Source organism: Sphingomonas oleivorans (assembly GCF_003050615.1).
Taxonomy (GTDB): domain Bacteria; phylum Pseudomonadota; class Alphaproteobacteria; order Sphingomonadales; family Sphingomonadaceae; genus Sphingomonas_H; species Sphingomonas_H oleivorans.
In genome coordinates this window covers 642,101-666,956 of record NZ_NWBU01000010.1, presented here as the reverse complement: position 1 = coordinate 666,956, position 24,856 = coordinate 642,101, and the positions used below count along the sequence as shown (strand labels likewise).

Annotated in this window: 19 protein-coding genes, 1 tRNA gene and 2 pseudogenes; 12 read left to right on the top strand and 10 right to left on the bottom strand. The window is 63.3% G+C overall.

The features are described from left to right. Nucleotides 1-627 precede the first annotated feature (627 nt). A complete protein-coding gene (locus tag CLG96_RS14360; RefSeq protein ID WP_165799659.1) occupies nucleotides 628-1,278 on the top strand; it encodes a helix-turn-helix transcriptional regulator in 651 nt (216 codons plus the stop codon). A 258-nt stretch (nucleotides 1,279-1,536) separates the two neighbouring features. On the opposite strand, the gene CLG96_RS14350 is transcribed toward CLG96_RS14360, so the two are convergent. Next, nucleotides 1,537-2,172: a response regulator transcription factor gene (locus tag CLG96_RS14350; RefSeq protein WP_107968675.1), complete on the bottom strand. Its 636-nt coding sequence runs from the start codon at nucleotides 2,170-2,172 to the stop codon at nucleotides 1,537-1,539. A 468-nt stretch (nucleotides 2,173-2,640) separates the two neighbouring features. On the opposite strand from CLG96_RS14350, the gene CLG96_RS14345 reads away from it, so the two are divergent. After that, the gene (locus tag CLG96_RS14345) at nucleotides 2,641-2,871 is read left to right on the top strand and encodes a hypothetical protein (protein ID WP_107968673.1); all 231 of its coding nucleotides are present in this window, start codon (nucleotides 2,641-2,643) and stop codon (nucleotides 2,869-2,871) included. A 132-nt stretch (nucleotides 2,872-3,003) separates the two neighbouring features. Here CLG96_RS14345 and CLG96_RS14340 read toward each other — a convergent pair whose 3' ends face one another. The 4 genes and pseudogenes from CLG96_RS14340 to CLG96_RS14325 all read right to left on the bottom strand — a co-directional run bounded on the left by CLG96_RS14340 (nucleotide 3,004) and on the right by CLG96_RS14325 (nucleotide 11,011). Continuing rightward, nucleotides 3,004-5,976: a sensor histidine kinase gene (locus CLG96_RS14340; RefSeq protein WP_107968671.1), complete on the bottom strand. Its 2,973-nt coding sequence runs from the start codon at nucleotides 5,974-5,976 to the stop codon at nucleotides 3,004-3,006. 325 nt (nucleotides 5,977-6,301) lie between these two features. Then, nucleotides 6,302-6,704: pseudogene (locus CLG96_RS14335) on the bottom strand (transposase); the annotation flags it as partial. A gap of 87 nt (nucleotides 6,705-6,791) precedes the next feature. Next, nucleotides 6,792-9,695, bottom strand: coding sequence for an ATP-binding protein (locus CLG96_RS14330; protein ID WP_107968829.1), 2,904 nt, complete (start codon nucleotides 9,693-9,695; stop codon nucleotides 6,792-6,794). A gap of 230 nt (nucleotides 9,696-9,925) precedes the next feature. Next, complete coding sequence (locus CLG96_RS14325) at nucleotides 9,926-11,011, bottom strand: redoxin domain-containing protein (RefSeq protein WP_107968669.1); 1,086 nt, start codon at nucleotides 11,009-11,011, stop codon at nucleotides 9,926-9,928. Nucleotides 11,012-11,279: 268 nt separating this feature from the next. Here CLG96_RS14325 and CLG96_RS14320 point away from each other — a divergent pair, with 268 nt between their 5' ends. The 4 genes from CLG96_RS14320 (at nucleotide 11,280) to CLG96_RS19000 (ending at nucleotide 14,265) form a co-directional block, all read left to right on the top strand. Continuing rightward, the gene (locus CLG96_RS14320; protein ID WP_107968667.1) at nucleotides 11,280-12,551 is read left to right on the top strand and encodes an epoxide hydrolase family protein; all 1,272 of its coding nucleotides are present in this window, start codon (nucleotides 11,280-11,282) and stop codon (nucleotides 12,549-12,551) included. A gap of 31 nt (nucleotides 12,552-12,582) precedes the next feature. After that, entirely contained in the window at nucleotides 12,583-12,996 is a 414-nt protein-coding gene (locus CLG96_RS14315; RefSeq protein ID WP_107968665.1) for an organic hydroperoxide resistance protein, read from the top strand. Between the two features lie 26 nt (nucleotides 12,997-13,022). Next, nucleotides 13,023-13,814, top strand: coding sequence for an alpha/beta fold hydrolase (locus tag CLG96_RS14310; RefSeq protein WP_107968663.1), 792 nt, complete (start codon nucleotides 13,023-13,025; stop codon nucleotides 13,812-13,814). A gap of 127 nt (nucleotides 13,815-13,941) precedes the next feature. After that, nucleotides 13,942-14,265 (top strand): glutamine amidotransferase-related protein, encoded by a 324-nt coding sequence (locus CLG96_RS19000; protein ID WP_207796698.1) that lies wholly within the window; start codon nucleotides 13,942-13,944, stop codon nucleotides 14,263-14,265. Nucleotides 14,266-14,677: 412 nt separating this feature from the next. Here the strand turns inward: CLG96_RS19000 and CLG96_RS14300 are convergent, their stop codons facing one another. Both CLG96_RS14300 and CLG96_RS14295 read right to left on the bottom strand, forming a co-directional pair. Then, on the bottom strand, nucleotides 14,678-15,211 hold the full coding sequence (locus CLG96_RS14300) for a cytochrome P460 family protein (RefSeq protein ID WP_107968661.1): 534 nt from the start codon (nucleotides 15,209-15,211) through the stop codon (nucleotides 14,678-14,680). A 43-nt stretch (nucleotides 15,212-15,254) separates the two neighbouring features. Beyond that, nucleotides 15,255-16,295: an alpha/beta fold hydrolase gene (locus CLG96_RS14295; protein WP_107968659.1), complete on the bottom strand. Its 1,041-nt coding sequence runs from the start codon at nucleotides 16,293-16,295 to the stop codon at nucleotides 15,255-15,257. 302 nt (nucleotides 16,296-16,597) lie between these two features. Here CLG96_RS14295 and CLG96_RS14290 point away from each other — a divergent pair, with 302 nt between their 5' ends. After that, on the top strand, nucleotides 16,598-17,023 hold the full coding sequence (locus tag CLG96_RS14290; RefSeq protein ID WP_243395786.1) for a DUF1348 family protein: 426 nt from the start codon (nucleotides 16,598-16,600) through the stop codon (nucleotides 17,021-17,023). 39 nt (nucleotides 17,024-17,062) lie between these two features. On the opposite strand, the gene CLG96_RS14285 is transcribed toward CLG96_RS14290, so the two are convergent. After that, nucleotides 17,063-18,295 carry an MFS transporter gene (locus tag CLG96_RS14285; RefSeq protein WP_107968655.1) on the bottom strand — a complete coding sequence of 411 codons (1,233 nt, stop codon included), beginning with the start codon at nucleotides 18,293-18,295 and terminating at the stop codon, nucleotides 17,063-17,065. Further along, nucleotides 18,292-18,966 (bottom strand): ATP-binding cassette domain-containing protein, encoded by a 675-nt coding sequence (locus CLG96_RS14280; protein ID WP_243395793.1) that lies wholly within the window; start codon nucleotides 18,964-18,966, stop codon nucleotides 18,292-18,294. The genes CLG96_RS14285 and CLG96_RS14280 overlap by 4 nt, the downstream gene beginning before the upstream one ends. Nucleotides 18,967-19,248: 282 nt before the next feature. On the opposite strand from CLG96_RS14280, the gene CLG96_RS14275 reads away from it, so the two are divergent. The 4 genes and pseudogenes from CLG96_RS14275 to CLG96_RS14260 all read left to right on the top strand — a co-directional run bounded on the left by CLG96_RS14275 (nucleotide 19,249) and on the right by CLG96_RS14260 (nucleotide 23,646). Beyond that, nucleotides 19,249-19,689 carry an Arm DNA-binding domain-containing protein gene (locus tag CLG96_RS14275; RefSeq protein ID WP_107968653.1) on the top strand — a complete coding sequence of 147 codons (441 nt, stop codon included), beginning with the start codon at nucleotides 19,249-19,251 and terminating at the stop codon, nucleotides 19,687-19,689. Between the two features lie 36 nt (nucleotides 19,690-19,725). Next, nucleotides 19,726-20,025, top strand: a pseudogene (locus CLG96_RS19210) (transposase); the annotation flags it as partial. A 274-nt stretch (nucleotides 20,026-20,299) separates the two neighbouring features. Further along, the gene (locus CLG96_RS14265) at nucleotides 20,300-23,140 is read left to right on the top strand and encodes a TonB-dependent receptor (RefSeq protein WP_165799657.1); all 2,841 of its coding nucleotides are present in this window, start codon (nucleotides 20,300-20,302) and stop codon (nucleotides 23,138-23,140) included. Between the two features lie 167 nt (nucleotides 23,141-23,307). After that, a complete protein-coding gene (locus tag CLG96_RS14260) occupies nucleotides 23,308-23,646 on the top strand; it encodes a hypothetical protein (RefSeq protein ID WP_107968647.1) in 339 nt (112 codons plus the stop codon). Between the two features lie 307 nt (nucleotides 23,647-23,953). Here the strand turns inward: CLG96_RS14260 and CLG96_RS14255 are convergent. Then, nucleotides 23,954-24,029 (bottom strand) — tRNA-Glu (locus tag CLG96_RS14255). A 151-nt stretch (nucleotides 24,030-24,180) separates the two neighbouring features. Between CLG96_RS14255 and CLG96_RS14250 the strand changes: the two genes are divergently transcribed. After that, nucleotides 24,181-24,849 carry a sulfite oxidase-like oxidoreductase gene (locus CLG96_RS14250; protein WP_107968645.1) on the top strand — a complete coding sequence of 223 codons (669 nt, stop codon included), beginning with the start codon at nucleotides 24,181-24,183 and terminating at the stop codon, nucleotides 24,847-24,849. Nucleotides 24,850-24,856 lie beyond the last annotated feature (7 nt).

Here is a 24,856-nt window from a genome sequence, read left to right as displayed (position 1 = left end):
ATCACCTGCTCCGCATGAACACGGAGCCCTATGAATCAGTGATTAGCCCGCTTGGGAATCCTGAATGTCGATCGGCCCTAGCCCGATCCTTCAGACCCGGTTGTCCGCAGGACCAGCCTCGCCCGCGGGCCACTCATATCGCTCCGCGCTCTTGTCGATCCTTCCTGCTCCCCCCAAGGTGAGGACTGATAGGAGGATGTCGACAAGCGATGAGGTCGGTCTTGATGAATCGCATGAACATGCGCCGGGTGCCCGCGGACGCCTCGCTTTGAATAGTCGTGACGGCATAGTCTTTGTTTCCAGTAGGACCGCGTTTCTCCGAATACCTTCCGGGGTGCCAGGGGCGGGCGGGCAATGATCCGATCGGGGGCCAAGGCGACGAACCGGGGCGTCGCCTATCTGCGTCCCGAACGATCCTCGATATTGCGGGCACGAACGGCGCGGGGCAGCCTCGTCTCGTTCACCCATGCCGTGGCCGCCGGCCGACCGCATATGACCGGTTCCTCACAGCTTGAAGACGGCCTCTTCGCCCTCATCCCCTTATGTCGGTTCCGCGCGCTTCATTGGTGCGGGGGGCGGCTTCAACCTGCGATCGATTATGAGCCCTTCGCCGCCTCGTTTCACGACATGCGCGAGAAGTGGCGGGCCGAGTTCACCGACGGCTTCGATCTCTGGCATCTCCATGTGCCGAGGGCGGCGCTCGAAGAAATTATTGGCCGGTCGAATGTGGAATGGGCGCTTCCGCCCGCCATGGCAGCGCCAGACCCGGTTCTGGCGTCGTTGATCGATGCTCTTCGCCCCACTCCGATCGGAGGATCGTCTTCACCGCTCTTCGTCGACCAGATGCTTGCCGCCATCGTCACTCATCTGGCGAGCCGATATTTCCAGATCGGTGAGGCCGCGGCGCCTCGTGCCGGGCTCGGCCCGGATCAGGAGAAGCTCGCCAAGGACATGCTCGAGGCTGTCGGCCGGTCTGGCAACAGGCTTGCCGACGTGGCGAGCGCGTGCGGCCTGTCGATCGGGCAATTCGCCCGTCGGTTTCGCGCGACCACCGGTCTGCCGCCCCATCGCTGGCTGACGAGCATGAGGGTCGCCCGCGCAAGGGACTTGCTCGCCCATTCAAACCTCACCCTTGCAGAGATCGCCATGCGATGCGGGTTTGCCGATCAGAGTCATCTTATCCGGGTCTTTCGGACAGCGATGGGGAGCAGTCCGGGACGATGGCGGCGTGAAATGATCGGATCGACGCTCGACACCGACGATGACGGGAGCCTCTGAACAATGTGGAAATGCTGCGCTTAGCAATTGCCCCAACGCCTCGAGAGGAACCAGACCCGCTGTTCTTCCCTGGCTCCCGGCCATTCGTGATTGGGGTATTCGCTGACGATGTGGCCCGCGATCTTGGCGCCGAAGTGCCACTCAGCCGCGTCGGTACTCGCGACCGCCGTGTCGAGGAGCGCCAGAGCCCTGTCTTCCGCAGCGCTGAGCATCACAAGACGCCAGGTCTCGGAGATGTGCCTGCCTTGGCCTGTCGCCTTACAGCTCGATTATGCCGCGCCTGGCGGCGATGGTGACGGCATGGGTCCGATCCGCAACGCCCAGCTTCGAGAAAATCGTCTTCATATGGCCCTTGACCGTTTCCTCGGCGAGCTCGAGCCGGTGCGCGATCTGCTTGTTGGAATTGCCGATCGCCGCCAATTGGAGCACGCGGATCTCCCTGGCGTTCAACGGTTCCTCGGCGACCCCGAAGGCGATCTCAGTGGCGATCTTCTGCTGCAGGTGCCGGCCTCCCTCGTGCACGGCCCGGATCGCCTCGATCAGTTCATTCCTCAGGCTGAGCTTGACGAGATAGCCGAGTGCGCCCGCCTTCAAAGCCCGCAGCGCCTGCGCGTCACCGGAATAGGTGGTCAGCACGATGATGCGCGCCTCGGGAAATTCACGGCAGATCCTTGAGATCGCCTCGACGCCGTCCAGAACAGGCATCTGAAGGTCCATGAGGACGATGTCGGGGCGCAGCTCGCGATACAGGTCGACCGCCTCGGCTCCGTCCTGCGCCTGGCCCACCACCATCATGTCGGGTTCCAGCGCAAGCACGGCAACGATGCCCTCGCGAAGCAGCGGATGGTCGTCGGCGATAAGGATGCGGATCGGATCCGAGCGCTCGTCGGACATGCTAACTCCTGAAGGGTTCGATCAGCCGGCTTAATGAGGACGCGCTCGGTCCGCCAGCCGAGACATAGGCGCGGGAGGCGGGGACCGAAAGCTCGATTGCGTCCCGATCCCCGGCTAGCTTGAAACCGCCAGCTCGCCACGGATCCGGCGAGCCCGTTTGGCCATTGCCTACCCTCGGTCGAGGGGCGCCCGACCCCCCGATCCGGGCTGGCGTAGCGCAGCCTGCCCACGGCAAATATGAACCATGTTGACCATCTCTCCGAGCTTTCCGAGCGGGGCTGCCGGCCTCGGGCTGTTCATCTCCGCAGCGCTCTGTTGTCTCGTATTGCTTGTTGCGTCGGCTGTTCATGTCCCTTCGCCTTTGGATGTCGCTCCACATGGAGCGCTTGCATTGCGCCCGTTTATCCGCCTCCATGGAGAGGGACGGCACCTATGACGACCAGAGCAGTGGGCCGCAAAGAGACAGAGATGCCGAGCGCCGACGACAGGCCCGAGATGCAGCTGACGCCTGAAGCCGACATGATTGCCGAATGGAAGCATCCCCTGCAGACCATTCAGGCATATGTGGAGGCGGTTGGTCGATGGAGCCGGCACGATCCCGTCAATTGCGACGAGATCGAATGCGCCCTAGACGGCATCGAAGCAGCTCTCGACCAGGCGCGGCTTCTCCTGGCGCATGTCCGCGCGCGCCAGTGCTGACGGACAGGCGAGGGCCGGGGGGCCATTCCGGCGACCCCGTCCGCTGAAGATCGAGTTTCGTCGTTTGCGCCGTTGCCGGCGAACGCCGTTCTTTGGGCGCTCCTGACGCGAACCTGAGGTGTTCGGACCGGTTCACTGATAGGCGATACGGGCCGGCACCAGCAGTCTCACCTCCGTTCCTCCATCCGACCGATTGACAAAGGTGATGGAGGCGCTGAGCCGCTCTGCACGCTCGCGCATGCCAACCAGTCCATAATGGCCGTCGCGTCGCTTCGCGGCCCGCACGTCCGCAGGAAGGCCAATGCCGTCATCGGCGATGATCACGGTCAAGACGTCCCGTCCATGATTCACCTCGATCATGGCGTTTTGGGCGCCGGCGTGGAGAATGACGTTGGTCAAAGCCTCGCCAGCGATACGAATGATCTCATCAGCGACGGGTGCGCAGATTTTGCGCGAGACGCCCTGCTCTTCGACAGTCCAACATATGGGCGAGGGGCCGACCACCTCAGCCGCTAATGCGGATAGCCGCGCCCGGAGGTCGACCGGCTCGGTTTCCTCGCGCAACGCGCGGACTCGTTCGCGGCCCTCGATCAGTATGTCGTCCGCCCGCTCAAGCGCGCCTTCCAGCGCAACGCGTGCCCGGCTGCCGGGAACAAGTTGCTCCACCACTGCCTGGAATCGCAGCATCAGTCCCTGGAAGCCTTGGAGCAGCGTGTCGTGGAGCTCGCGCGCGATCCGCTCTCGTTCCGCCAACCGTTCTTCGATCCGTCGGCGGACAGCGGTGGTAGCGACGCGCAGACGCCAGCGCGCGAGGGTCCAGAAAACGGCCCCGGTAGCGAGCAGAACGAGGGTCGCGAACCACCAAGTCTGCCAGAAGGCAGGCGCGATCGAGAAGGCGACGCCGGCTCCGGGCGTGATCCATGCACCGCGCTCGTCGTTGGTCTGCACCAGAAAGCGGTAGCGACCAGGGCCGAGATTGGCGAAGCTGACCTGGCGACGCGTCCCTACGGCAGTCCAGTCATGATCGATGCCGTCGAGGCGAATACGAAATCGACGGTGCATCGGCGTGCTAAGGTCCACCGCGCCATATTCGAACGTGACAGCCTTGGTTCCGCTGGGCAGGACCAACCCGTCCCATTGCGTCAGGCGACGATTGCCCATCACCACTGCGCGGACGGCAACGCCGATCGGCGGTGCCCGATCGATGGTGGGCGAAACATGTACGACTCCCTGGCGGGTAAGAAACCAGAGCCGGCCGTCGCCTCCTGTGGCCGCCTGGAAGCCGACGTTGCGCTGCCGGATGCCGACCGTTGCGTCATCGTCGTCGAAGATTTCGTGGGGAATTGGCTGCCGTGGATGCGCGAAAGCGTGCTCCAGATTCTCCTGCCGGATCCGGATGATGCCGCGATAGCCGGTCAGCCACACATAGCCGTCGGCGGACATCGTCGCGCCCACGATGCTCCTCAGCCAGGGATGGTCGCTGAAGTCGAGCTTCTCCACGCGGTCGCCCCGCAGGCGCAGCAGGCCGGTTAGGCCGCCGACTAGCAGGTCACGGGTGCCCGCGGAGAAGGCGAGCGGCCGCTCGAAGCCGATCCGGTCGCCATGCCAGATCATCATACGGCTTCCGTCTAGACGCAGCAAGTTGCGCCGCGCCAAAATCACGACCGGTCGGTTCCGCCCGTCAATGGCGACGGCCGCGGGAAAACCGAGCTGCTCGGGAATGGCATATCTGCGCCACGCGCCGCCCACATGTTGGATCAGACCGACACCCTCCGCCGCGACCCATAATGTGCCGCCCTGGTCCACGGCGCAGGAGATTTGGTCGGCGGTTCTGCCGGGATAGAAAAGGCGTCGATCCGGGCGCCCGTCGACGATGCGGACGATGCTGTCGCGCATGGAGACCCAGACGACCGCACGATCGCCCGCGCACAGCGCTTGGGCGGGTTGCGGCAGCAGCGCCCACAATTCGGGCGGCTGCCCGGGCAGCGCACGCCAAATGCCGCGTTCGGCCGCGAAATAGGGCACCCCGTCGCGATCGATCGCGAGCATATACCCTTGGGAGGCATTGCGCGGAATTTCCGGTTCCTCGCGCAGCACCGGTCGCGAGTATCGGTCGAGGCCGCGTTCGGTCCCGACCCACACATTGTTCTGCCGATCCACGAATAAGTCGTAGGCGCGATCCGAGGTCAGCCCATCCCTTTCGGTGATCCTGTGGATGCTTTTCTCACCTGCGGCGACATGGAAGATGCCGCTGACTATCGTCGCGCCCCATAGACGGCCCGTCCGATCGAATTTGGTCTTCAGATATCTGTTCGGCGGCGGCGGACCGCCCAGGCGCTTCGGCGGTCCGGTCTCGTCCTGATCATAAGCAGGCAAGCGCCACATGCCGCGCTCGTCGGTCAGCCAGACCATGTCCGCACCGTCGATCGCCAGCGATCCAATTCCCGCAACCTCGACTGGCGCTGCTTTTAGTTCCGCAGTTCCCCTCCGCGCGAAGTATACGCGATGGTCGGCGATCAGCCAGATCGTGCCGTTGCTGGCTGTTTGGAGCTCGTTGGCGTAGATGAAGGAGCGGCCGTTCGGCCCAAATACGGGCGACCATTTACCCTTGTGCATGCGCATGATCGCAAAGCGCCCATCTCCACCAGCGATCCACGGATCGCCATCAGCATCAATGGCGATGTCGGTGACTTCGGCCGGCGGATCGGGAACGCGCGCATCGCGTAGCTGACCGTTTCGAAACACAGCCACGCCGCCCCATCCCGCGTAGCCGACCCAGACGTCGCCGTTGGGCGCCGCCGCGAGCGCGGAAGCCGCGATGGCCGTACGCCGGTGCCCGGGAGGCGCGGCGATCTGGTCGAAGCTGAGGCCGTCGAAACGGAACAGGCCGTCCGCGCTGCCGACCCACAGGAAGCCGGCGCGGTCCTGCGTCAGCGACTGGATGAAGAATGGCGCGCCGGTCCGCGTCGTCCAGCTTCGGTGCGCAAGCGCGGGGCCGGCCGAGTTGCCTGCCGGTGACGCAATCGTCGCGCTCCAAGGCAGGAGCGCGACGAGGATCGCCGCCGCCCTCGCGAATAATTGATGTCGTGCGCGAAAGACCGGCAACAGCCAACTCCTAGCCATAGTTCGCTAGGTGCCTCGGACGCGCCAGTCAGGCAATGGTGCTGCGGGTCTGATCGGCCATCATCGGCTGCGGCGTGACCATGTTCGTCCCGCTGGGATAGATCCATAACGCAATTGGCCCGGTGAGGCGCCACTGCGGCAAGATCGAAATGGCTGCGATGAAGGATTCACGACACGAACATTCCACCGCAATGTCAGCCCGGTAGGGGCGTGCTATCCAAGCAAATCCACACCCGGTCAGGGACGAATTTTACCCGAAATCGCCGTTCCTGAGCATCGCAATCACGCTTAGAGCCCGTCTTGAATCTTAAGCGTAACGAGCGATGCGTCTGAGCAGGAAGATGGCAGCCGCAGCATACAGGAAAGCGGTAGCGGATTTTAGGGTTCGTTCGAAGTCCTTGCTGAGACGGCGGTTTCGGTTGATCCATGCGAAGGTTCTTTCGCCTCCCTCCGCCGGCCTTCCCCGTGCTCTGCACGCAGAACCACCGGAAAACCGTGCGCCAGGGCGGAAAGCTGTCGGGAAGAAGACGCCACGGAGAGCCCGCCCGTAATATGTAGAAAATGGCGTCGATGATCTGCCGCATGGACCAACGCCGCTGCCGACCGCGGTGGCGAGGCGGAGGCAGATATGGCGCAATTAAATGCCACTCCGCGTCGGTAAGATCGCCTCCATAGCGAAGGTCGGCACGGCTATGCTGTGCCCGGGCGGTCGACTTGCGGCAGCGATAGGCGCGATCATCCGTACCACCACTCCGCGGGACTAAACACCTAGTTCGTGCGCCGACCCGAACGTCGGCTCACCCAACTGAAGCCGCCGGCGGACGAAGCGCTTCGATCAGCTCGTTGGCGCGACGCATGTCAGCTGTGTTGCCGGCCGATGGGAAGTCAGCCAATGCGGCCTGCAGGCGGTCGAGGGCCTCCTCCGATCGCCCCTCGGCGGTGAACAGGGACGCGAGATCGGTGGTCGCCCTCAGCTCCCATGCGCGCGCGCCCTGGGAACGACCGAGCGCGATGGCGTCCTCCAGAATGGAGATCGCCCGCGCCTCGTCATTGGAGACAATCATGATCTCCGCCTTGATGCGGAGAAGCTCCGGCATCGCGAACCGCTCCCCGTTGGTTTCGCAACGGGCGATCGACGCGTCGATCAGTTCGCCGGCCTCGCGGATCCGGGCGTCGAGGATGAGGCCGCGCGCCAAGGCGATGGAGAACGGTGTGGTCAGCAGCTCGTAGCGCGCACCGCGCAGGCGGGCGAGGCTCTCCTCGACCGCGCCCAGGGCGTCCCGGGTCCGGCCGCGCAGGATCGCTAGCTCGCCCCGGAAGCCGGTCGCCGCCGCGATGTACGGGCCGAGCGCGTTCACCTCGGCGCATTCGGTGAATGCCTCGAGCGCCTCGTCCGCTGCATCGAGATCCTCCATCCAGGTGTGGACGGCGAGGGACCAGATCAGCGCGATGCAGTGCGTGACGGGATGGTTGAGCCGCGCGGCCGTGCTGACGGTATGCCTGGCGACTGCATCCGCCTGCGCAGAGTGGCCTGTCAGCCACAGAGCGCGCGCGAGCGCGATGCCCGACCGGTTCCGGTGGTCGAAGCCGTAGTGGATGGTCCGGCTGCGAACGGAGACGGGTGTCTTTGCGAGAGAGATCTCCAGTTCTTCGCGCGCCCTCATCTGGTCGCCTGCGAGGTGGTGGGAGATGCCCGAGAGTGAATAGGCAACACCGATCGCCTCCGCATCGTCGATCGCCTCCGCGACCTCGACCGCCCGCCGGGCGTGACTCATCGCGACTTCATACTCGCCGATGCGCTCATGGAAGATGTGCAGCCGGCCCAGCATGCGCAGCTGGTTCCAGCGGTCGTCGAGGGCGGTGGCGATCTCGAGCGCCCGGGATAGCGCGGTTCCCGCCGCCTCGCTGTTGCCGCGGGTGAACATCAGCGAGATGCCGAGCGATCCCTGAAGCTCCAGCTCAATGGCGGTGCCGCGCGAGGCATCCTCCATCTCCGCCAGCCCGCGGCCGCACCAGGTGCGGCATTCGATCAGGTGCGACAGGTTGAGGAACACCGGCGCGCTTGCGGCCGCTAGCCGCACGGCGATCCTGCGGTCGCCATCGCGGCCGAAGGCCCAGTCGAGCGCGCTGCGGATGTTGCCCAGCTGCTGGCGCAGTGGGCGCTGGTCCTGAAGGAAATCCTCCTCTTGCGTGGCGATGGCCTCAAGCTCGGCGAGGAAGAAGCGGGCATGGCGATGGGCGGTGCCGTTGAATGCGTCCAGACCACGTGCAATCAGCCGTTGCTTGGCGTACGCGCGCGTCATCTCCAGAAGGCGATAGGTGCCGGTACCCCGCGCGCGGTCAGGCTTGATCAGCGACTTCGAAGTGAGCTCGTCCACCGCGAAGGCTATCTCGTCGGACCCGAGCGTGTCGTCCACGACCACTTCGAGCGCGGCGTCGATCGAGAAGGGGCCCACGAACATCGCCAGCCGCTCGAGCACGGTGCGTTCGACGTCGGAGAGGAGGTCATAGCTCCAGTCCAGCGTCGCCTGGAGGGTCTGCTGACGGGGCAGGGCGGTGCGCCTTCCAGGCCAACCCAGGCTGAACCGCTCGCCGAGTTGCTTCGCAGTTGCCTGGACGCCGTGCGTCGCGACGCGCACCGCCGCCAACTCGATGGGCAGGGCCATGCCGTCCAGTCGCTGGCACATGGCGGCGATGAGCCGGGCGGCCGCCTCGTCGATCTCAAGCGAGCTGTCGGCGGCGGTCGCACGCTCGGAGAACAGCTGAACTGCAGGATAGGCGAGCAGCTGATCCAGGGTTAGGCGCGAGGGATCGTCGGGATAGGCGAGCGCGTCGAGGCGGTGGACGTGTTCATCCCGCACGCGCAGCGGCTCGCGCGACGTGGCGAGGATGCGGACCTGCGGAGCGTCCTCCGCGATGCGCTCGACGAGCCTCGCCGCAGGTTCGATGACATGTTCGCAATTGTCGAGCAGGAGGAGGAAAGAACGGTCCCGGACGTGGCCGAGGATGACCGCCAGCGGATCGTCGCTATGCACCGGTATGCCCATCGCGCCGGCGATCATTGATGGGACGAGCGTCGGGTTCTCGAGCATGCTGAAGTCGACAAAGGCGACCTGGCCGTCGAACGTGCTGGCGAGGTTGTGACCGATCTCGATCGCGAGCGACGTCTTGCCGACGCCGGCTGATCCCACAATCGTGAACAGCGGCGTGTCGACCACGCGGGCCTGCAGGAGCTGTACGTCGCTTTCCCGACCAATCAAATGCGGAAGTCGCGCGGGAATGTTGAGGGAGCTCGCGGCGGCCCGGGGTGCGGCCTCCTCGGCGATCATGGGCGCTGGGACGGGAGCTAGGCCCGGTAGGCCTTGCCTCTCGATGGAGGCCACGAAGGCGTATCCGACCCCGACCTGCGTCGCGATATAGCGGGCGCCGTCCGCGCCCTCGCCGAGCAGCTTGCGAAGGCCCGCCATGTGAAAGCGGAGACTACCGTCCTCGACGACCACGTCCGGCCAGACGCGCTTGAGGAGTTCGCGCTTCGAGAGGACGCGACCGGGTTGTTCGGTCAGGACGACCAGGAGGTCGAACGAGCGTCCCCCAATATCGAGAGGCTCGCCGTCCTTCGTCAGCAGCCGCTCGCTCGGCGACAGCGAGAACGGGCCGAAGGTGAGCCGTTCGCGAACGGGTTGATTCTCTACATCCGCCACGACTGCACCGCTCCCCATGCGATTGTGGCGTCACGAGCCGCCATTGAATAGACGGAGCCCATAGGGCCGGCCTGCCGCCCGCCGTGAAAGCCGGGTAGGGCGGAAAATGCAGGCGTGTTGCTGCTGATGATCTCGCTCTTTCGCACCATAGTCCCCCTCCCGTACCACAAGGCATGGCGTTTTTGAACTATCGTTCCAGTAGCGGCGCAATTCCGGCACGGTTTCCCACATCATCCGAACGTGAATGAGTAGGCCCGCACGCCCGGCCGCGAGAATTCGATGGTGACAGTCCGGTCCCGGATGACGCCGGCCTGCCGAACGAGCTGATAGAGCCGGTCCTCCCTGACCTCTCCCCAGCCGTCCGCGTCGACATCGGTGCCGTGGCTGGCCCCTGGCGCGGCGCCGTCGATCGTCACCCGGAAGCGGACCGGGCGGCCGTCGGGCGCGCCGCCGATGACGAGATGAGCGTCGCGCGCGTGGAAGCGGAATCGTAGCGCGCCGAGCGACTCGTCGAGCGTCGTAAACTCGCGGCCGACGGTCCAGGCGCCGGCCAGATCCCAGCCGTTGAGCGGCAGGCTCGCCGCCGAGGCGTAGCGAGCGCTGGCGTCCTTCCTGATCCCGCCCGGGGAGCGGAAGTTCACCGCCTTGGCATAGCCGACATAGGCTTCCGGGGAGCCGAGATTGCTCCAGTCGGCCTGCGCTTCGATGCCGGTGCCGGTGATTGGAGTGACGGGGACGTCGGAGGGATCGTGTCCCGCCTCTGCCAGCAGCTTGCGGATCAGCTGCTCCGAGTCGGCGTAGTTGCCCTCGCCGATACGGTAGCCGCGCACGCGTCCCTTGGCGTCGATGAAGTAGAAGCCGGGCCAGCCCTCATTGCCGAAGTCCTGCCAAACGGCATAGTCATTGTCCTGGAGGTTCGGATAGCGCACGGCGAGCTGGCTTGTGGCCAGCCGCACCTTGGCGGCGTCATGCTCGAACTGAAACTCGGGTGCATGCACGCCGACCACGACTAGGCCCTTGTCGCCGTACCTCTCCTGCCAGGCGCGCAGATACGGTAGCGCGCGCAATGAGTTGATGCACGAATAAGTCCAGAAGTTGACCACCACGACCTTGCCGCGGAGCGACTGGGGTCCGCCCGGAACTTCGGTGAGCCAGGGTTTCGCGTTCTGCAGCACGTCAGTTGGCCTCGAAGGAGCGCCGATCGGCGCGGATCGGGCTGACGTCAGGCTAAGCGCATCACCGAAGCAGACCGCGGTGGTGACGCCTGCAGTCAGGAGGGCGGTCGCGATGAAGCCGATCGAGCGCGTCTTGGTCATATCACTAGTCTTCAGTTGCAACCGGTGCCGGTTGATCTCGTGATCCGATATGTAATGCCCGCCCGTGACGCATCATGTTAGGGGGCGATGAGCGGTGTTAGTTTCTGAAAGGGGGCGGAGCGCCCGACTTTTCATCCTCGCAGGGAAGGTGCGCCACGCGGTTCGGGTGGATCGCGAACGCTAACGCGCCATCATTCCACCTAACGAGCGTCCCGCGCTCGCTCCTCTATTTTCCGGGACACCAAGTCCCCGGTTGAGGAGATCACAAGTGATCGGAGAGTATTCGACATCGCGCCGCCAGTTCGTGGTCGGCGCGGCCCTGGCCGGGGCGACGAGCGCTGTGCCGTCCGCGATACGCGCTCAAGTCAGCGGTGCCGCCATCCGGCCGTTCAAGGCCGTGATCCCGGCGGCGGACATTGCCGCGATGAAACGCCGCATCGTGGAGACCCGCTGGGCCGACGCGCAACCTGCGACCGACGACAGCCAGGGCGTGCGCCGGCAGACGATCGAACCGCTGCTGCGCTACTGGGCGAATGGCTACGACTGGCGCAAGATCGAGGCCCGCCTCAACGCGCTGCCGATGTTCATGACCGAGATCGATGGCCTGGACATCCACTTCATCCACATGCGCTCGCGTCACGAGAACGCGCTGCCGATGATCCTGACCCACGGCTGGCCGGGATCGATCCTCGAATTCCTGAAGGTCATCGACCCGCTGACCAACCCGACCGCCCATGGCGGCAAGGCCGAGGACGCGTTCCACTTGGTCATCCCGTCGATCCCAGGCTTCGGCTTCTCGGCGAAGCCTACCAAGCTCGGTTGGGGCTCGGATCACATCGGTCGTGCATGGTCGACGCTGATGCTGCGCCTGGGCTATGACCGCTACGTCAGCCAGGGTGGCGACTGCGGTTCGGTAATCTCGCAGCGCATGGCACTGCAGCATGTGCCGGGTCTCCTGGGCATCCACCTCAACATGCCTGCTGTCGTTCCGGCGGACATCGCCAAGACCCTCGCCGCCGGCGATCCCGCACCGTCCAATCTCACCGCGAAGGAGCGCGAGGCGTTCGACCAGCTCGAGGCATTCTACCGCGACAACTCCGCCTACGCGGCGATGATGAACACGCGCCCCCAGACCATCGGCTACTCGCTGGTCGACTCTCCGGTCGGCATGGCCGCGTGGATGTACGAGAAGATCGCGCAGTGGACCTACAGCGACGGTCAGCCCGAGCGTGTTCTCGGCCGCGACGCGATCCTCGACGACATCTCGCTCTACTGGCTGACCGGAACCGGTGCGTCGGCCGCGCGGATTTACTGGGAGGACCATTCCAACAACTTCAACGCGCGTGGCATCATTGACCTTCCGGTCGCCGTCAGTGTCTTTCCGGGCGAGATCTTCCGCGCGCCCAAGACCTGGGCGGAGCGCTGCTACCGCAACCTTTACTACTTCAACGAGGCCTCGAACGGCGGGCACTTCGCCGCCTGGGAGCAGCCTCAGATATTCACTGAGGAGGTGCGTGCCGCCTTCCGTCCGCTCCGCTGATCCACCGCATCCACACTGAAGGAGGAGAACGATGCCCGACACCAAGACCCTGTACACGGCCAACGTCCATGTGACCGGCGGCCGCGATGGCACCGCCCGCAGCTCGGATGGTCGCCTCGATCTCAAGCTCTCGACCCCCGGTGGGCTTGGTCAGGGGGTCAATCCGGAGCAACTGTTTGCCGCCGGGTGGTCGGCCTGCTTCGAAGGTGCGATAGCGATCGCGGCGAAATCCAAGGGGACCACGCTGCCGGATGATCTGGCGATCGATGCCGAGGTCGAGCTGCGTCATGGCGCGGACGGCTTCTCCCTCGCGGCGCGCCTGAACGTGCATGTTCCCGGCGTCGATCCCGAAATTGCCCGCCAGATCATCGAGACCGCGCACCGCACCTGCCCGTACTCGAAGGCAATCAAGGGCAACATCGACACGCTCGTCACCCTCGCCTGATTGGCGACATCGAAGAGGAGATCCACATGAACAGGTTCATTGCCGGCGGGCTCGTGCTCGCCGCTGAGCTGCTCGCCTCGACGGCCCAGGCACTACCCGCGGATTCCCAGCCCACCAAGCCGACGGTCGTGCTCGTCCACGGGGCGTTCGCGGACTCGTCGAGCTGGAACGGGGTGATCACCATCCTCGAGCGTGACGGCTACAAGGTCGTCGCGGCTCCGAACCCGCTGCGCGGCGTCCGTGCGGATGCCGACGTTATCGCAGACGTGGTGAGGGGCATTGACGGTCCGGTGGTCCTCGTCGGCCACTCCTATGGTGGCTCGGTCATCAGCGAGGCGGCCGAAGGCCGGCCGAACGTGAAGGCGCTGGTCTTTGTCGCCGCCTTCGCGCCGGAGGCTGGAGAGACCGCACTGGGGCTGACTGGCAAGTTCCCAGGAAGCACTCTGGGTCCGACGCTCGCCCCACCGGTGAAGCTCACCTCGGGCGGCAACGACCTCTACATCCTGCAGGCCCGGTTCCACGACCAGTTCGCGGCCGACGTGCCGGCGGCAGAGGCCCGGCTCATGGCCGCCGGTCAGCGTCCGATAGCCGAGGCGGCGCTGTCGGAGGCGTCGACCGAGCCTGCGTGGAGGAGCACGCCCTCGTGGTTCATCTACGGGGACAAGGACAAGAACATACCTCCCGCCGCCATGGGCTTCATGGCGGAGCGGGCGAAATCCCGACAGACGGTCGTGGTCAAGGGTGCGTCGCACGTCGTGATGGTCTCGCACGCCCCCGAGGTCGCCAGTCTGATCGAGCGGGCCGCGACAGCCCGCTGAGGTGCGGCGCCGGCGTCCTCCCTCTGTCGCCCCCAGAACCGGCGCGCATGCTCACGGTCGGTCATGCCATCGCGTGGCCGGCCGTGAGGTCATATCACCCGCCTGCCATAGGACAGGAGGTTTCCACATGAAAACCGCCATCGCGCTGCGCCACGTCGCCTTTGAGGATCTTGGCACCTTCGAGCAGCCGCTCGTCGAGGCCGTATACGAATTGCGCTACCACGATGTCGGGTTGGATACATGGGACGAGGACGGGCTGGATGCGGCTTGCCTGCTGGTCGTACTTGATGGTCCGATCGGGGTCTATGAGACCAAGGAAGACCCGTCCCTGGCCGACGAGTTGGCGTTTGTCCGGAAGCGTCTCGACGGCGGCGCACCGACATTCGGCGTCTGCCTCGGTGCCCAGGTCATGGCGGCGGCGCTTGGTGCCAGCGTATCGGCGACGGGTTAGAAGGAGATCGGCTTCGCGCCGGTCACGCTGACGGACGCTGGAAGGGCGGGACCATTGAGGCACCTCGTAGACGCCCAGGTGCTCCATTGGCATGGCGACCTGTTCGAAATCGCGGTTGGGGCCTCCCGGCTAGTCTCGACCGAAGTGCGCGAGATCCAGGCATTCTCGATTGGCCGCACCGCCCTGGGGCTCCAGTTTCACCAGAGGTGGACGCGTCCCACGGCTTCGAGCGGTGGCTGGTCGGTCATATGCTGGAGATCGCCTCCGCCGACATCGATCCGCGCTAGCTACGGGCACGAGCGCAATTGCACGCCGACGACATTCGGCGTGCTGGACAGTGCTCTGTTCAGGGCGTGGCTAGACGGGACCGCCGCCCTGTAGCCGGTCGGAGGCGCTCAAACCGGCCGAACCCTCACTGCGAATAGCCGGTGAAAACGAAGTCGGCACCGTGCTCGAGCTTCTCCAGCTTCACGTGGCAGGCGAAGCACGCCTGCACGACGGCCGGGTCCCTGTTCGGCAGTTCACCCTCAAACTGACCGTAGCCCCAGCCTCCCGTCGCGGCGTAGCGCTTGGAGTCCTTCACGCTCACCTGGATGTTGGTGGGCGGTCCCGCCACGAAGGACTGAGGCGCCAGGAACACCGCGTCGTTGCGATATGAGGACTGGTAGCGCCATGCGAGCCGGACGATAATCGTCCCATCCGGGAAGGGGCGCTTACCCTCCCTGAAGGCCTTCACCGCGATCTCATTTCCGAGGATGGCGCGAATGTCGTTGTTCTTACCGTTTTCCTGCGCGACGCTGATCAGCTTCCAGTCGCGATAGCCCTTAGGCAGCTTCACGCCGTAGATCGGCGACCTCAGGTCGTCTTTTCGCTGGGCGGCGGCGACCGCCGAGATGCCGAACACGATCGTCGCGAGGCCGAGCGCGCATGCGCCAATTCTCTTCATGGCATACTCCTCGGTTCAGTGCGGGATGCCGCCGCGGCGCTCATCACGCCAGTTTGGCGGCGTGCAGCACGGCCTGGGCGAACGCTGCCGGCGCTTCCTGGGGAAGGTTGTGGCCGATGCCGCCGGTGATGAGCCGGTGATCGTAGGGACCGGTGAACTTCGCGCGATACATGGTCGGGTCCGGGTGCGGCGCACCGTTCGCATCACCCTCCATCGTGATCGACGGGATCGTGATCGGAGGCCCAGCCGCCAGCTTGGCCTCCAGATCGTCGAACTTCCGTTCGCCCTCAGCAAGGCCGAGCCTCCAGCGGTAGTTGTGAATCACGATCGCGACGTGGTCGGGGTTCGCGAAGGATGCCGCCGAGCGCTCGAACGTCGCATCGTCGAACTTCCATTGGGGCGAGGCGAGCTGCCAGATCTGGCGATTGAAGGCATTGGTGTTCGCGGCGTAGCCCGCCTTGCCTCGCTCGGTAGCGAAGTAGAATTGATACCACCACTGAAGCTCCTGAGCCGGGGGCAGCGGCTTGGCGTTCCCGGCCTGGCTACCGATCAGATAGCCGCTGACCGAGACCAGCGCCTTGCATCGTTCCGGCCAAAGCGCCGCCATGATGTCGGCTGTGCGTGCGCCCCAGTCGAAGCCCGCGACGACCGCCTGGCGGATGCCCAGTGCATCCATCAGCGCGATGCCGTCGGCGCCAAGTGCGGCCTGCTGGGCGTTGCGCGGATCCGATGCCGAGCGGAAGACCGTCGTGCCGTGGCCGCGTAGATGCGGGATGATGACGCGGTGGCCCTTTGCCACCAGCAGCGGGGCGACCTCTGCGAAGGCGTGGATATCGTATGGCCAACCATGGAAGAGCAGGATCGGCGCGCCGCTCGCCGGACCCATGTCGACATAGCCGATCTTGAGGACGCCGGCGTCGACCTGCTTGATTGGCCCCAACGGTGCTGCGGCGCGCGACGGCATCGTTCTTGCGGCCGCCGTCTGCACGGTGCCAGCCCCCGCCATCAGAGTCGCCGCCACGGCTGCGGCGACCTGCACGAATTCCCGACGACGGGGGTCGGCGATCTCAAGCTGCTCATTCATGTTTCTTCTCCCTTCCAAGGGCGTTCGGGTATGTGGCTGGGATACGCGCGAGGTGCGGGCTGCGCTCGTTAATCGCTGTGATGTCCTGTGAGCGGCCAGGACCGGGCGAGCCGTTCCGTCCGGATGTGGGGGCGGACAGGGCCGCTCGAACGAACTAACACCAACTAACTGGCATCTTCGGCGAGGAGCGCCATTATCGACGTGAGCGGACGTCGACGGCTCTTGGGCGACCGGGCGCGGAAGGCGGAATGCTCGCTTCTTGGATTATGATGGAAGTCCAGATGTCCCGATTGAGTCCGGCCATGCAGCAGCGGGTCCGCGACGCTGAATGCGCCTGGAATACGCGCAGCTGCGACACGATCGTCCTGAGCAACACGATAGACTGCCAGTGGCGCAACCGCGTCTACTTCCTCTGGGGGCGCGAGCAGGTCAGGACCTACGTCGAGCGCCAGATGAGGCGGGAGATAGATCAGCGCATGATCTTCGAGCCCTGGGCGGAAGGGGAACGCCAGCTCTCGCTCCGGTTCGCCTCCGAATTCCGCAACGACAGCGGCTTGTGGTTCAGGGTGTACGGCTGCGAGGAGATGGAGTTCGATGAGGCCGGCCTTGTTAGGCGCCGCTTCACCTCGGCCAACGAGCACGCCATCCAGGAGCATGAGCGCGTCCTGCGCTGGGCAGCAGGACCTAGGCCGAGCGATCACCCCTCTCTCTCCGAACTCGGCTTTTGACAGCCGGGCTCGGTCACGGTCAACAAGGGGCGAGCGCCACTAGGCGCTCTGGCTCGCGACGAGATCGATGCCGCGGGTCTCCTGCAACAGCGCGGTGGCGAACAGAACGGCACCGTAGGAGGCCGCGACATAGAGGCCGATGGCTTGGGCATATCCGAGCGCTGCGATGCTGCCCCCGACCGCCAGCGGCGTGACGCCTGCCAGTCCGCGGCCGATATTGTAGCAGAAGCCCATGCCCGAACCGCGCAGCGATGTCGGGTAAAGCTCGGTCAGTACCGGGCCCACGGCGCTGTAGATCCCAAGAGCGAAAAGGCCGAGCACGGGACTGAGGGCCAGAAGCACGGCATCGCTCAGCCGGAGCTGCGTCGCGGCGAGCACGACGACGATGCCGGCGAACGCGAAGCCTCCCAAGGTCGCCCGACGGCCCGCATGGTCGCTTAGCCAGGCGCCAAGCACGTATCCGAGGAAGGATCCGCCGATCAGCGTCGCCATGTGGACGGTGGTCTCCAACGCCGACATCCCGCGCTCGAGCCGCAGCATCGTCGGCCACCATGTCGCGATCGCCCAATAGCCCCCGTGCGTGCCGGTCGCGAGGAGGCTACCCTTCACGGTGTTGCCCCGGACTTCGCGCGAGAAGATCCGGTGCCATGCCTGGCGCGACCCCGCGGCGTCGAAGACGGGTGTGTCGTCCATGCCCGATCGGACTCGGAATAGCACCAGCGCCGGCAAGAGCCCCACGAAGAAGGCGATACGCCAGCCGGTGTCGGGCGGCAGGAGCGCGAGCGAGACCGACGTGATCGCTGCTGCCAGCGCCCAGCCGGCCGCCCAGGCGCTCTGCAGCGTGCCTAGAACGCGTCCGCGGGTTGCAGCTTGTGCGATCTCGCTCATGAAGACGACACCGACCGCCCATTCGGCGCCGAAACCGAAGCCCTGGATCAGACGCGCGATCAGGAGTTCGTCATAGCTGCGCGCAAACCCGCAAAATGTCGTCGACACGGCGAGCCAGAGGATGGAGACGCGCAGGACCCGGATCCGGCCGATGCGATCGGAGAGCGATCCGGCGAGCCAACCACCAGCAGACCCGGAGATCAGGGCTGCGGACGCCAGAAGGCCGGCGGCTGAAGGCGTTAGTTCCCATAGCGCAAGCAGCGCCGGGAGCACGAAGGCGTAGATCTGCACGTTCATGGCGTCGATGCTGAATCCGGAGTACGAGCTCCAGAACGCGGTGCACCCTTTCTTGCCGAGCGATCGATACCAGGTCGGGGGCGTCATCCCACGCGCTTCCCGTCGTGCCGTGCCGATGCCTCGTCGGCGCCCCTCGCGTCGAGGCGAACCGTGCGCTCGGTGGAGATGTTCTGGAGAAAGGTTTCGTCGTGGCTCACGACGAGCATGGCGCCGTCATAGGCTTGGAGAGCTACCTCGACCGCGTGGATCGAGTCGATGTCGAGGTGGTTGGTCGGCTCGTCGAGGATGAGCAGCTCGGGCGGTCGCAGGCTACCTAGTCGACATACAAGGCCCGCACGTAACATCTGCCGACCGCTGAGTGTGCCAACGATCTGGAGGGCGGCGTCCGCCCGGAAGAGGAAGCCCGCGAGGATCGACCGGCAGTTGTCCTCGTCAGCCTCGGGGTTGAGGGCGCGGAAGTTATCCAGGATCGACGCCGCCGGGTTGAGGAAGGAGACGTGCTGGTCGATCATGGCGGTTGACACTCCGACCACGACTTGCCCGGCCATAGGCGCCAGCTCGCCCGAGACGAGCTTGAGCAGCGTGCTCTTACCGATGCCGTTGCGTCCGACGATCGCGACGCGCTTGGGACCGGTCATGCTGAGGTCTACGTGCTGAAATAGCAGGTGTGCTGGTTCGTAGCCGGCGGACACGCCGTGCATCCCCAGGACCTTCCGGTCGGCATGCAGGCCGACGGGATTTACCGTGCCGCACGGCACTAATGCCAAATCGGCGCTGCTAGGGCAATGGCGTCTATTAGGCAGCGTAGTTTGTGCGAGACAAAGGTGTGCGACTACATAGCCTCAAAATCCGCTAAGCCCTTGTAAAACAAGGAATGGTGACCCCTACGGTAGGCAACCGAAGTCCCATTAGCAGTCAGGACGTCTCACCCATCGATATTACTGGATTGAGCTAACAGGCTCGGAGCCATTTGGTCCCACTGAAGCTCACCAAATCCGGCACAATGTGTGGGACGGAATGTGGGATTTCGGAGCACGCTGATGCCGCTTACCGCGCTCAAGGTTCGCACTGCCGGTCCCGGGCGTCACGCTGACATTTATGGTCTATACTTGGTTGTCCGCGAGAGCGGCTCCCGCTCGTGGGTCCTGCGCATGCAGCACAAGGGGTGCCGACGCGACTTCGGCCTCGGACCAGCGCATGACCTCTCGCTGGCAGATGCGCGCCAAATGGCTGCGGCACTGCGCAGGATGGTCCGCACCGGCCTCGATCCTGTCAGGGAGCGGGAACGGAGAAAGGTTTGCACCATACCAATACTTGAAGTGCGGAGACGCCATCGTCGCACGTCGCTCATTTGGAGCCGGCGGTTGGAGCGGCGCGAATGTCCATCCGCTAAGTTGCCTTGCCCGCCACTCTTCGATGAGGAACTGGTCGAAAACCATTCGTTGGAGATTGTCCTGAACGAAAAAGCGAGCTGTGCTTGACGTTGAAGGCGGGCTTCCGCTGCGGCCTCGCGGAGGATATCGCTCGCTATCGAGCCGGGCGCCCACGGCGTGCTGTTGATGGATCAAGCCGGGTGGCACATGACAGGAAAGCTGGAAGTGCCCGAGAATATCAGCATCATTGCGCTGCCACCGAAATGCCCAGAGCTCAACCTGGTCGAAAATATCTGGCAATTCATGCGCGATAACTGACTGTCCAACCGGATATTTACCTCCCACGACAACATCATCGACCTTTGCTGCGAGGCCTGGAACAGGCTTGTCGATCAGCCGTGGCGCATCATGACTATCGGACGCCGCAAATGGGCACGTGGGTGATCAATGCGGGTCGGTATGAGCCGTTGTGCGATCGGCTATAATTCGTCGCACGAGACACACAACTCATCGCTTGAGTATTGATGAGGCGCTCGTGGCGCGCGCAACTCGCGCTGCAGAGGGTTTAGCGGTAAAGCACGTAAGAACGCGGTTTGAACGCCGATCTCTCAGCGCGAAATATTATAAAGTAAATTGGGAGAGAGATATGAGGGCTTGGTGGATCCCGGCTGCGTTAGGTGCCGGCTGCTCGTTATCATCAATGATAGCCGCACAGGCCATGGCGAGCGAGTTTGAACCGCAATCAACAATGATAAATATGAACACGGCCAGTCGCTCCTCTCATTCGGAGTCGCAAGCGCCAACGCCGCAGACCCCTGCCGGCCCCGCAGATGATCCGCAGCCGAGTAATGCCGATATCGTCGTCACCGGCATCCGCGCCAGCCTCAGCTCGTCTGCTCAGGTCAAGCGTGATGCCAATCAGATCGTCGATTCCATCAGCGCCGTCGATGTTGGAAAATTTCCGGACTCCAATATAGCGGAATCGCTCCAACGCATCACCGGGGTCGCCATCGACCGTTCGGGCGGCGAGGGCCAGTTCATCACAGTTCGTGGCCTGGGGCCGGAATTTAATACCGTGCTTGTCAACGGCCGCGTTATGGCGACCGACAATGCGGGCCGCGAATTCTCGTTCGATGTTCTTTCATCGAACATGATCCAGCGAACCGACATTTATAAGTCGTCCGTCCCCGAGTTGCAGGAAGGCGGCATTGGCGCCACCGTTAACATCGTGACGGCCCGACCTCTTGAAGGTCGCGACGGCTTCCACGCGACGGCTCAGCTCGGCGGCATCTACGACACGCTGCGAGAGAAGGTTTCGCCCGACCTCGCAGCCACCTTATCCTATGCCAATCCCGACAAGACCTTCGGCATCGTGCTGGCAGGCTCATATACCAAGCGGAAGAACCAGATCGATACGATCGCCGTCGACGGATGGATCAACGGCAGACCGGACATCGTTTCGACGATCGGTGGTCTGCCGACATTGTTGACGGGATCTGACCCCCTTTATCCGATTGCGGGTAACGTCAACGTTCCCCAGAGCCTCTATTATCAGCGAGCACAGGAAGAGCGGGAGCGGATCAATTTTTCCGGCTCGATCCAGTACAGGCCTGCCGATAATCTGGAAGTAACCATCGACGGCATCTATTCCAAGTTCGACGTTTCCGGCGTGACGCGCAAGATGGATAATTTCCTCGCGGCGCCTTATTACCAGCCGACATTCGACCAGAATGGGACGGCGATGAGCCTGAGCATGATAGGTCGCGACTTCATCGCCCAAAACCCGCAATTCCTGGCAGATAATCGGGATCGGCTCGTCAACAACGGCGTGAACGCGAAGATCGATCACGTCTATAATCTGTCGAACCGGCAGTCCGACAGTTATCAGGTCGGCGGAAACGTGAAATGGCATCCGGCCGACAATATCGAATTGAAGCTGGATGCGTCCTTCACCGGTGCGAACCGGGCTTCGCCGAACCAATATCTCGTTATTGGCGCCCTCCTGCCATACACCTACCAATTCCAGCTCGACGGTGGTCAGGGACTGCCGACCGTGTCGTTCGACAACAATATCATCAACGATCCCGAATTCATGCGACTGCATTATATGGGCATCGACAGAAACACGTCACGGGACAGGGGATCGGAATTTCATTTCGACACGAAATGGGAGGTTGACGATTCTATCCTGAAATCCGTGCAGATGGGCGTGTCCTACACCGAACGGCGCAAGATCAACCGATCGTTCAACAACAGTGATTCAAGCTGCACTTATTGCGGATATCAGGTTCCAATCGCGCCGGGTCTTTTGAAGCCTTATGATTGGGGCGATCTGCTGGGGGGCGGCAGGAGCATTCCGCCGACGGCATTCGAATTCGATGCAGCGGCGTTTCTCGCTTATCTCAATAACCCTTCGACATTGGCGATCCCAAGCCAGGGCCGCACGCCTGAAGAACAGGCGGCGTTTGCCCAGCAGATGCTCGCCCTGGAAGGGGGCCCGTTCGGTGTGCGCGAACAGCTCCGCGGGACGGTCAACGTCCAGGAAAAGCTGACCGCAGGCTATATCAGCATGCAGTTCGGCGGTTCGCGATGGACGGGCAATGTCGGCGTTCGCGTGATCAAGACCGACGTGCTATCCTCCGGCTTTGACACGCCGGTCACCAGCATCGCCAACACGCCTGGCGACGATACGCTACAATATACCTATGGCCCGGCAACGGCGGTTTCGGTGCGCAACAGCTATGTGGACGCACTGCCCTCGGCGAACATCAAGTTCGATGTCACCGACAATCTGATCGCACGCGCCGCATTCTCGCAAACGATCACCCGGCCGACGCTCACCGACCTTGGCGTCAATAACAATTTCGGCGGAAGAATTTCCGTGCCGCAGTCATCGGGTGGCAATCCCAATCTTCTGCCGTTCAGGTCGACCAATTACGACGCGGCACTGGAATGGTACATATCGCGTGTCAGTTATCTGAGCGTCGGCGGATTCTACAAGGATCTCTCTGACTTCCTTGAGCTTCAGACATTGCCTGTCGAGCGGTTCGGACGCGTTTTTCAGGACACTCGAACTCGTAACGGCCAGAGTGGTACGATCAAGGGTATCGAAATTGGCGGGCAATATTCCTTCGATGCGCTTGGGGGTTTCGCATCAGGATTCGGCATGACTGGTAACTACACCTATGTGTCGAGCACTGCTAAGCGCGATAGGGTTTTGGCTGATTACTCCTGCGGCTATAACGGACTATCTCCGCACTCGGCAAATGGCAGCCTATTCTTTGAAAAATACGGAGTATCCGCACGAGTTTCATATAATTGGCGTTCGGATTATCTGCGTAACTGCCGAGACAGCCAGTCCCGTCCGCGCAACCGATCATCCTATGGTCAGTTTGACTTCAATATTTCATACGATCTAACGCCAAACTTCCAAGTGTATCTGCAAGGTGTCAATGTCACGAATGAATATGTTGATGAATGGTCGGCTATCAAAGATCGTTTTCTTTTGCTACAAGACACAGGCGCACGGTACAACTTTGGCGTCCGCGCTAAGTTCTGAGATCGCTCGCCTCCCTATGACGTTTACTTTGGTTCGGTAGCACTTTAAAGGATAGCAAAAAGCATATTCATAAGGCGCGGCCCGTTCTCTACCCGATTTTCTAACCTCAGTGCGGTTTAAGTCGGTATGAATGTACGGGCCGCGTTAAATCTGAACTCGAAAAAGAGATGAAATTCCGTCACATCTTGCTGGGTATTGCGAGTATCGGGGCTTTTGTTGTTCCACAGGCGGCATCAGCCTATAACTGGATGTATGAGGGCTATGTCAACGCGGTGGAACCCACCTGCATGCCTGTCTCCGTCGGATTTCAAACCGACAATGGCGCGGGCAGTTGCCCAGCGGGATCATGGCTCAATTGGCTCGCCAAGGGCAGCGACGCGGCGGCGAAGGCTGCAAATACGCAAGCAGTCCTCTCCGTCCTGATCACTGCGCAAGTGACCCACAGGAAAGTCCGCCTGCACGGTAACAACCTTAATTGCACCATTGATTTCATTCACCTGCTGTAAACGAGTTTCGGCGGTAGTTCACGTGACAGATGGCTGGCGGCTGGCGCCCACCTCCATGAACGACAATATCAAAACAGCCATGGGTAAGCCCGGAAATGGGCCTTGGTCGCTTCCGCCGGCTCAAAACCCGTCTGGAAAGTCGTAAAAACGGGTGGCAGGATAGGTAGGAGGAAGGGAAGCAGAAAACCGTCCCGTCATGTTCCGAATCATCCCATCAGGCCCCACGCAAAATGTGGGAACATCTGTGGTGCGGGGCTGCGATATTTCTTATACTATCGCGTAAAATCAAGACTATACCGCACTTTACTGGTGACCCCTACGGGACTCGAACCCGTGTTTTCGCCGTGAGAGGGCGACGTCCTAGACCGCTAGACGAAGGGGCCGTCGCGGAGGCGCGGCATTATGAGGGTGAGGGGCTGCTGTCAAGCTCGATGCACGCATTCATTTCCATCGTCGTGAGAAAATGTCGGTGCCAGGATGATGCCACTTGCGATAGGCTCGAACCGGGCAGGTGCCCGCGAGCGGGGTAGTGCGATGACGGATGATCGAGAGCAGCTTCCCGAACCCACCAAGCTCACCGCCAGCAAGCAGCGATGGGCGCGGGAAGGGCGTTTCCTTACCGGCCAGCCCTCGCGGCCGGAGGCGGAGCGGCTGCCGCCCGGCCAGCATCTCGTCCGGGATTGGCCGGTGCTCGATCTCGGCCGGCATCCGTCGATCGCGCGCGACGAGTGGAAGCTCCTCATCCTGGGCGCCGTCCAGAATCCGGTCGTCTGGGATTGGGCGACCCTCATGCGGCAGCCGCAAAGCCGCAAGATATCCGACATTCATTGCGTGACCAGCTGGTCGCGCTACGACAATGCGTGGGAGGGCGTGGCAACGCGCGATCTGCTGGATATCGTCATGCCCCGGGGAGAGGCCCGCTTCGTCATCCTGCACGGCCATGACGGCTATACGACCAATCTTCCGCTGGAGGATTTCGCCGCGGAAGATGCGATATTGGCGCATAGCTGGCAGGACCGCCCCTTATCGAAGGAACATGGCGGGCCGGTGCGGCTGATCATGCCGCATCTCTATTTCTGGAAAAGCGCCAAATGGCTGCAGCGGATCGATTTCGCCGCCACCGACGAGCCCGGATTCTGGGAAGTGAACGGCTATCATAATCGCGGCGACCCGTGGCGCGAGCAGCGCTACAGCGGCGATTGATCGACCA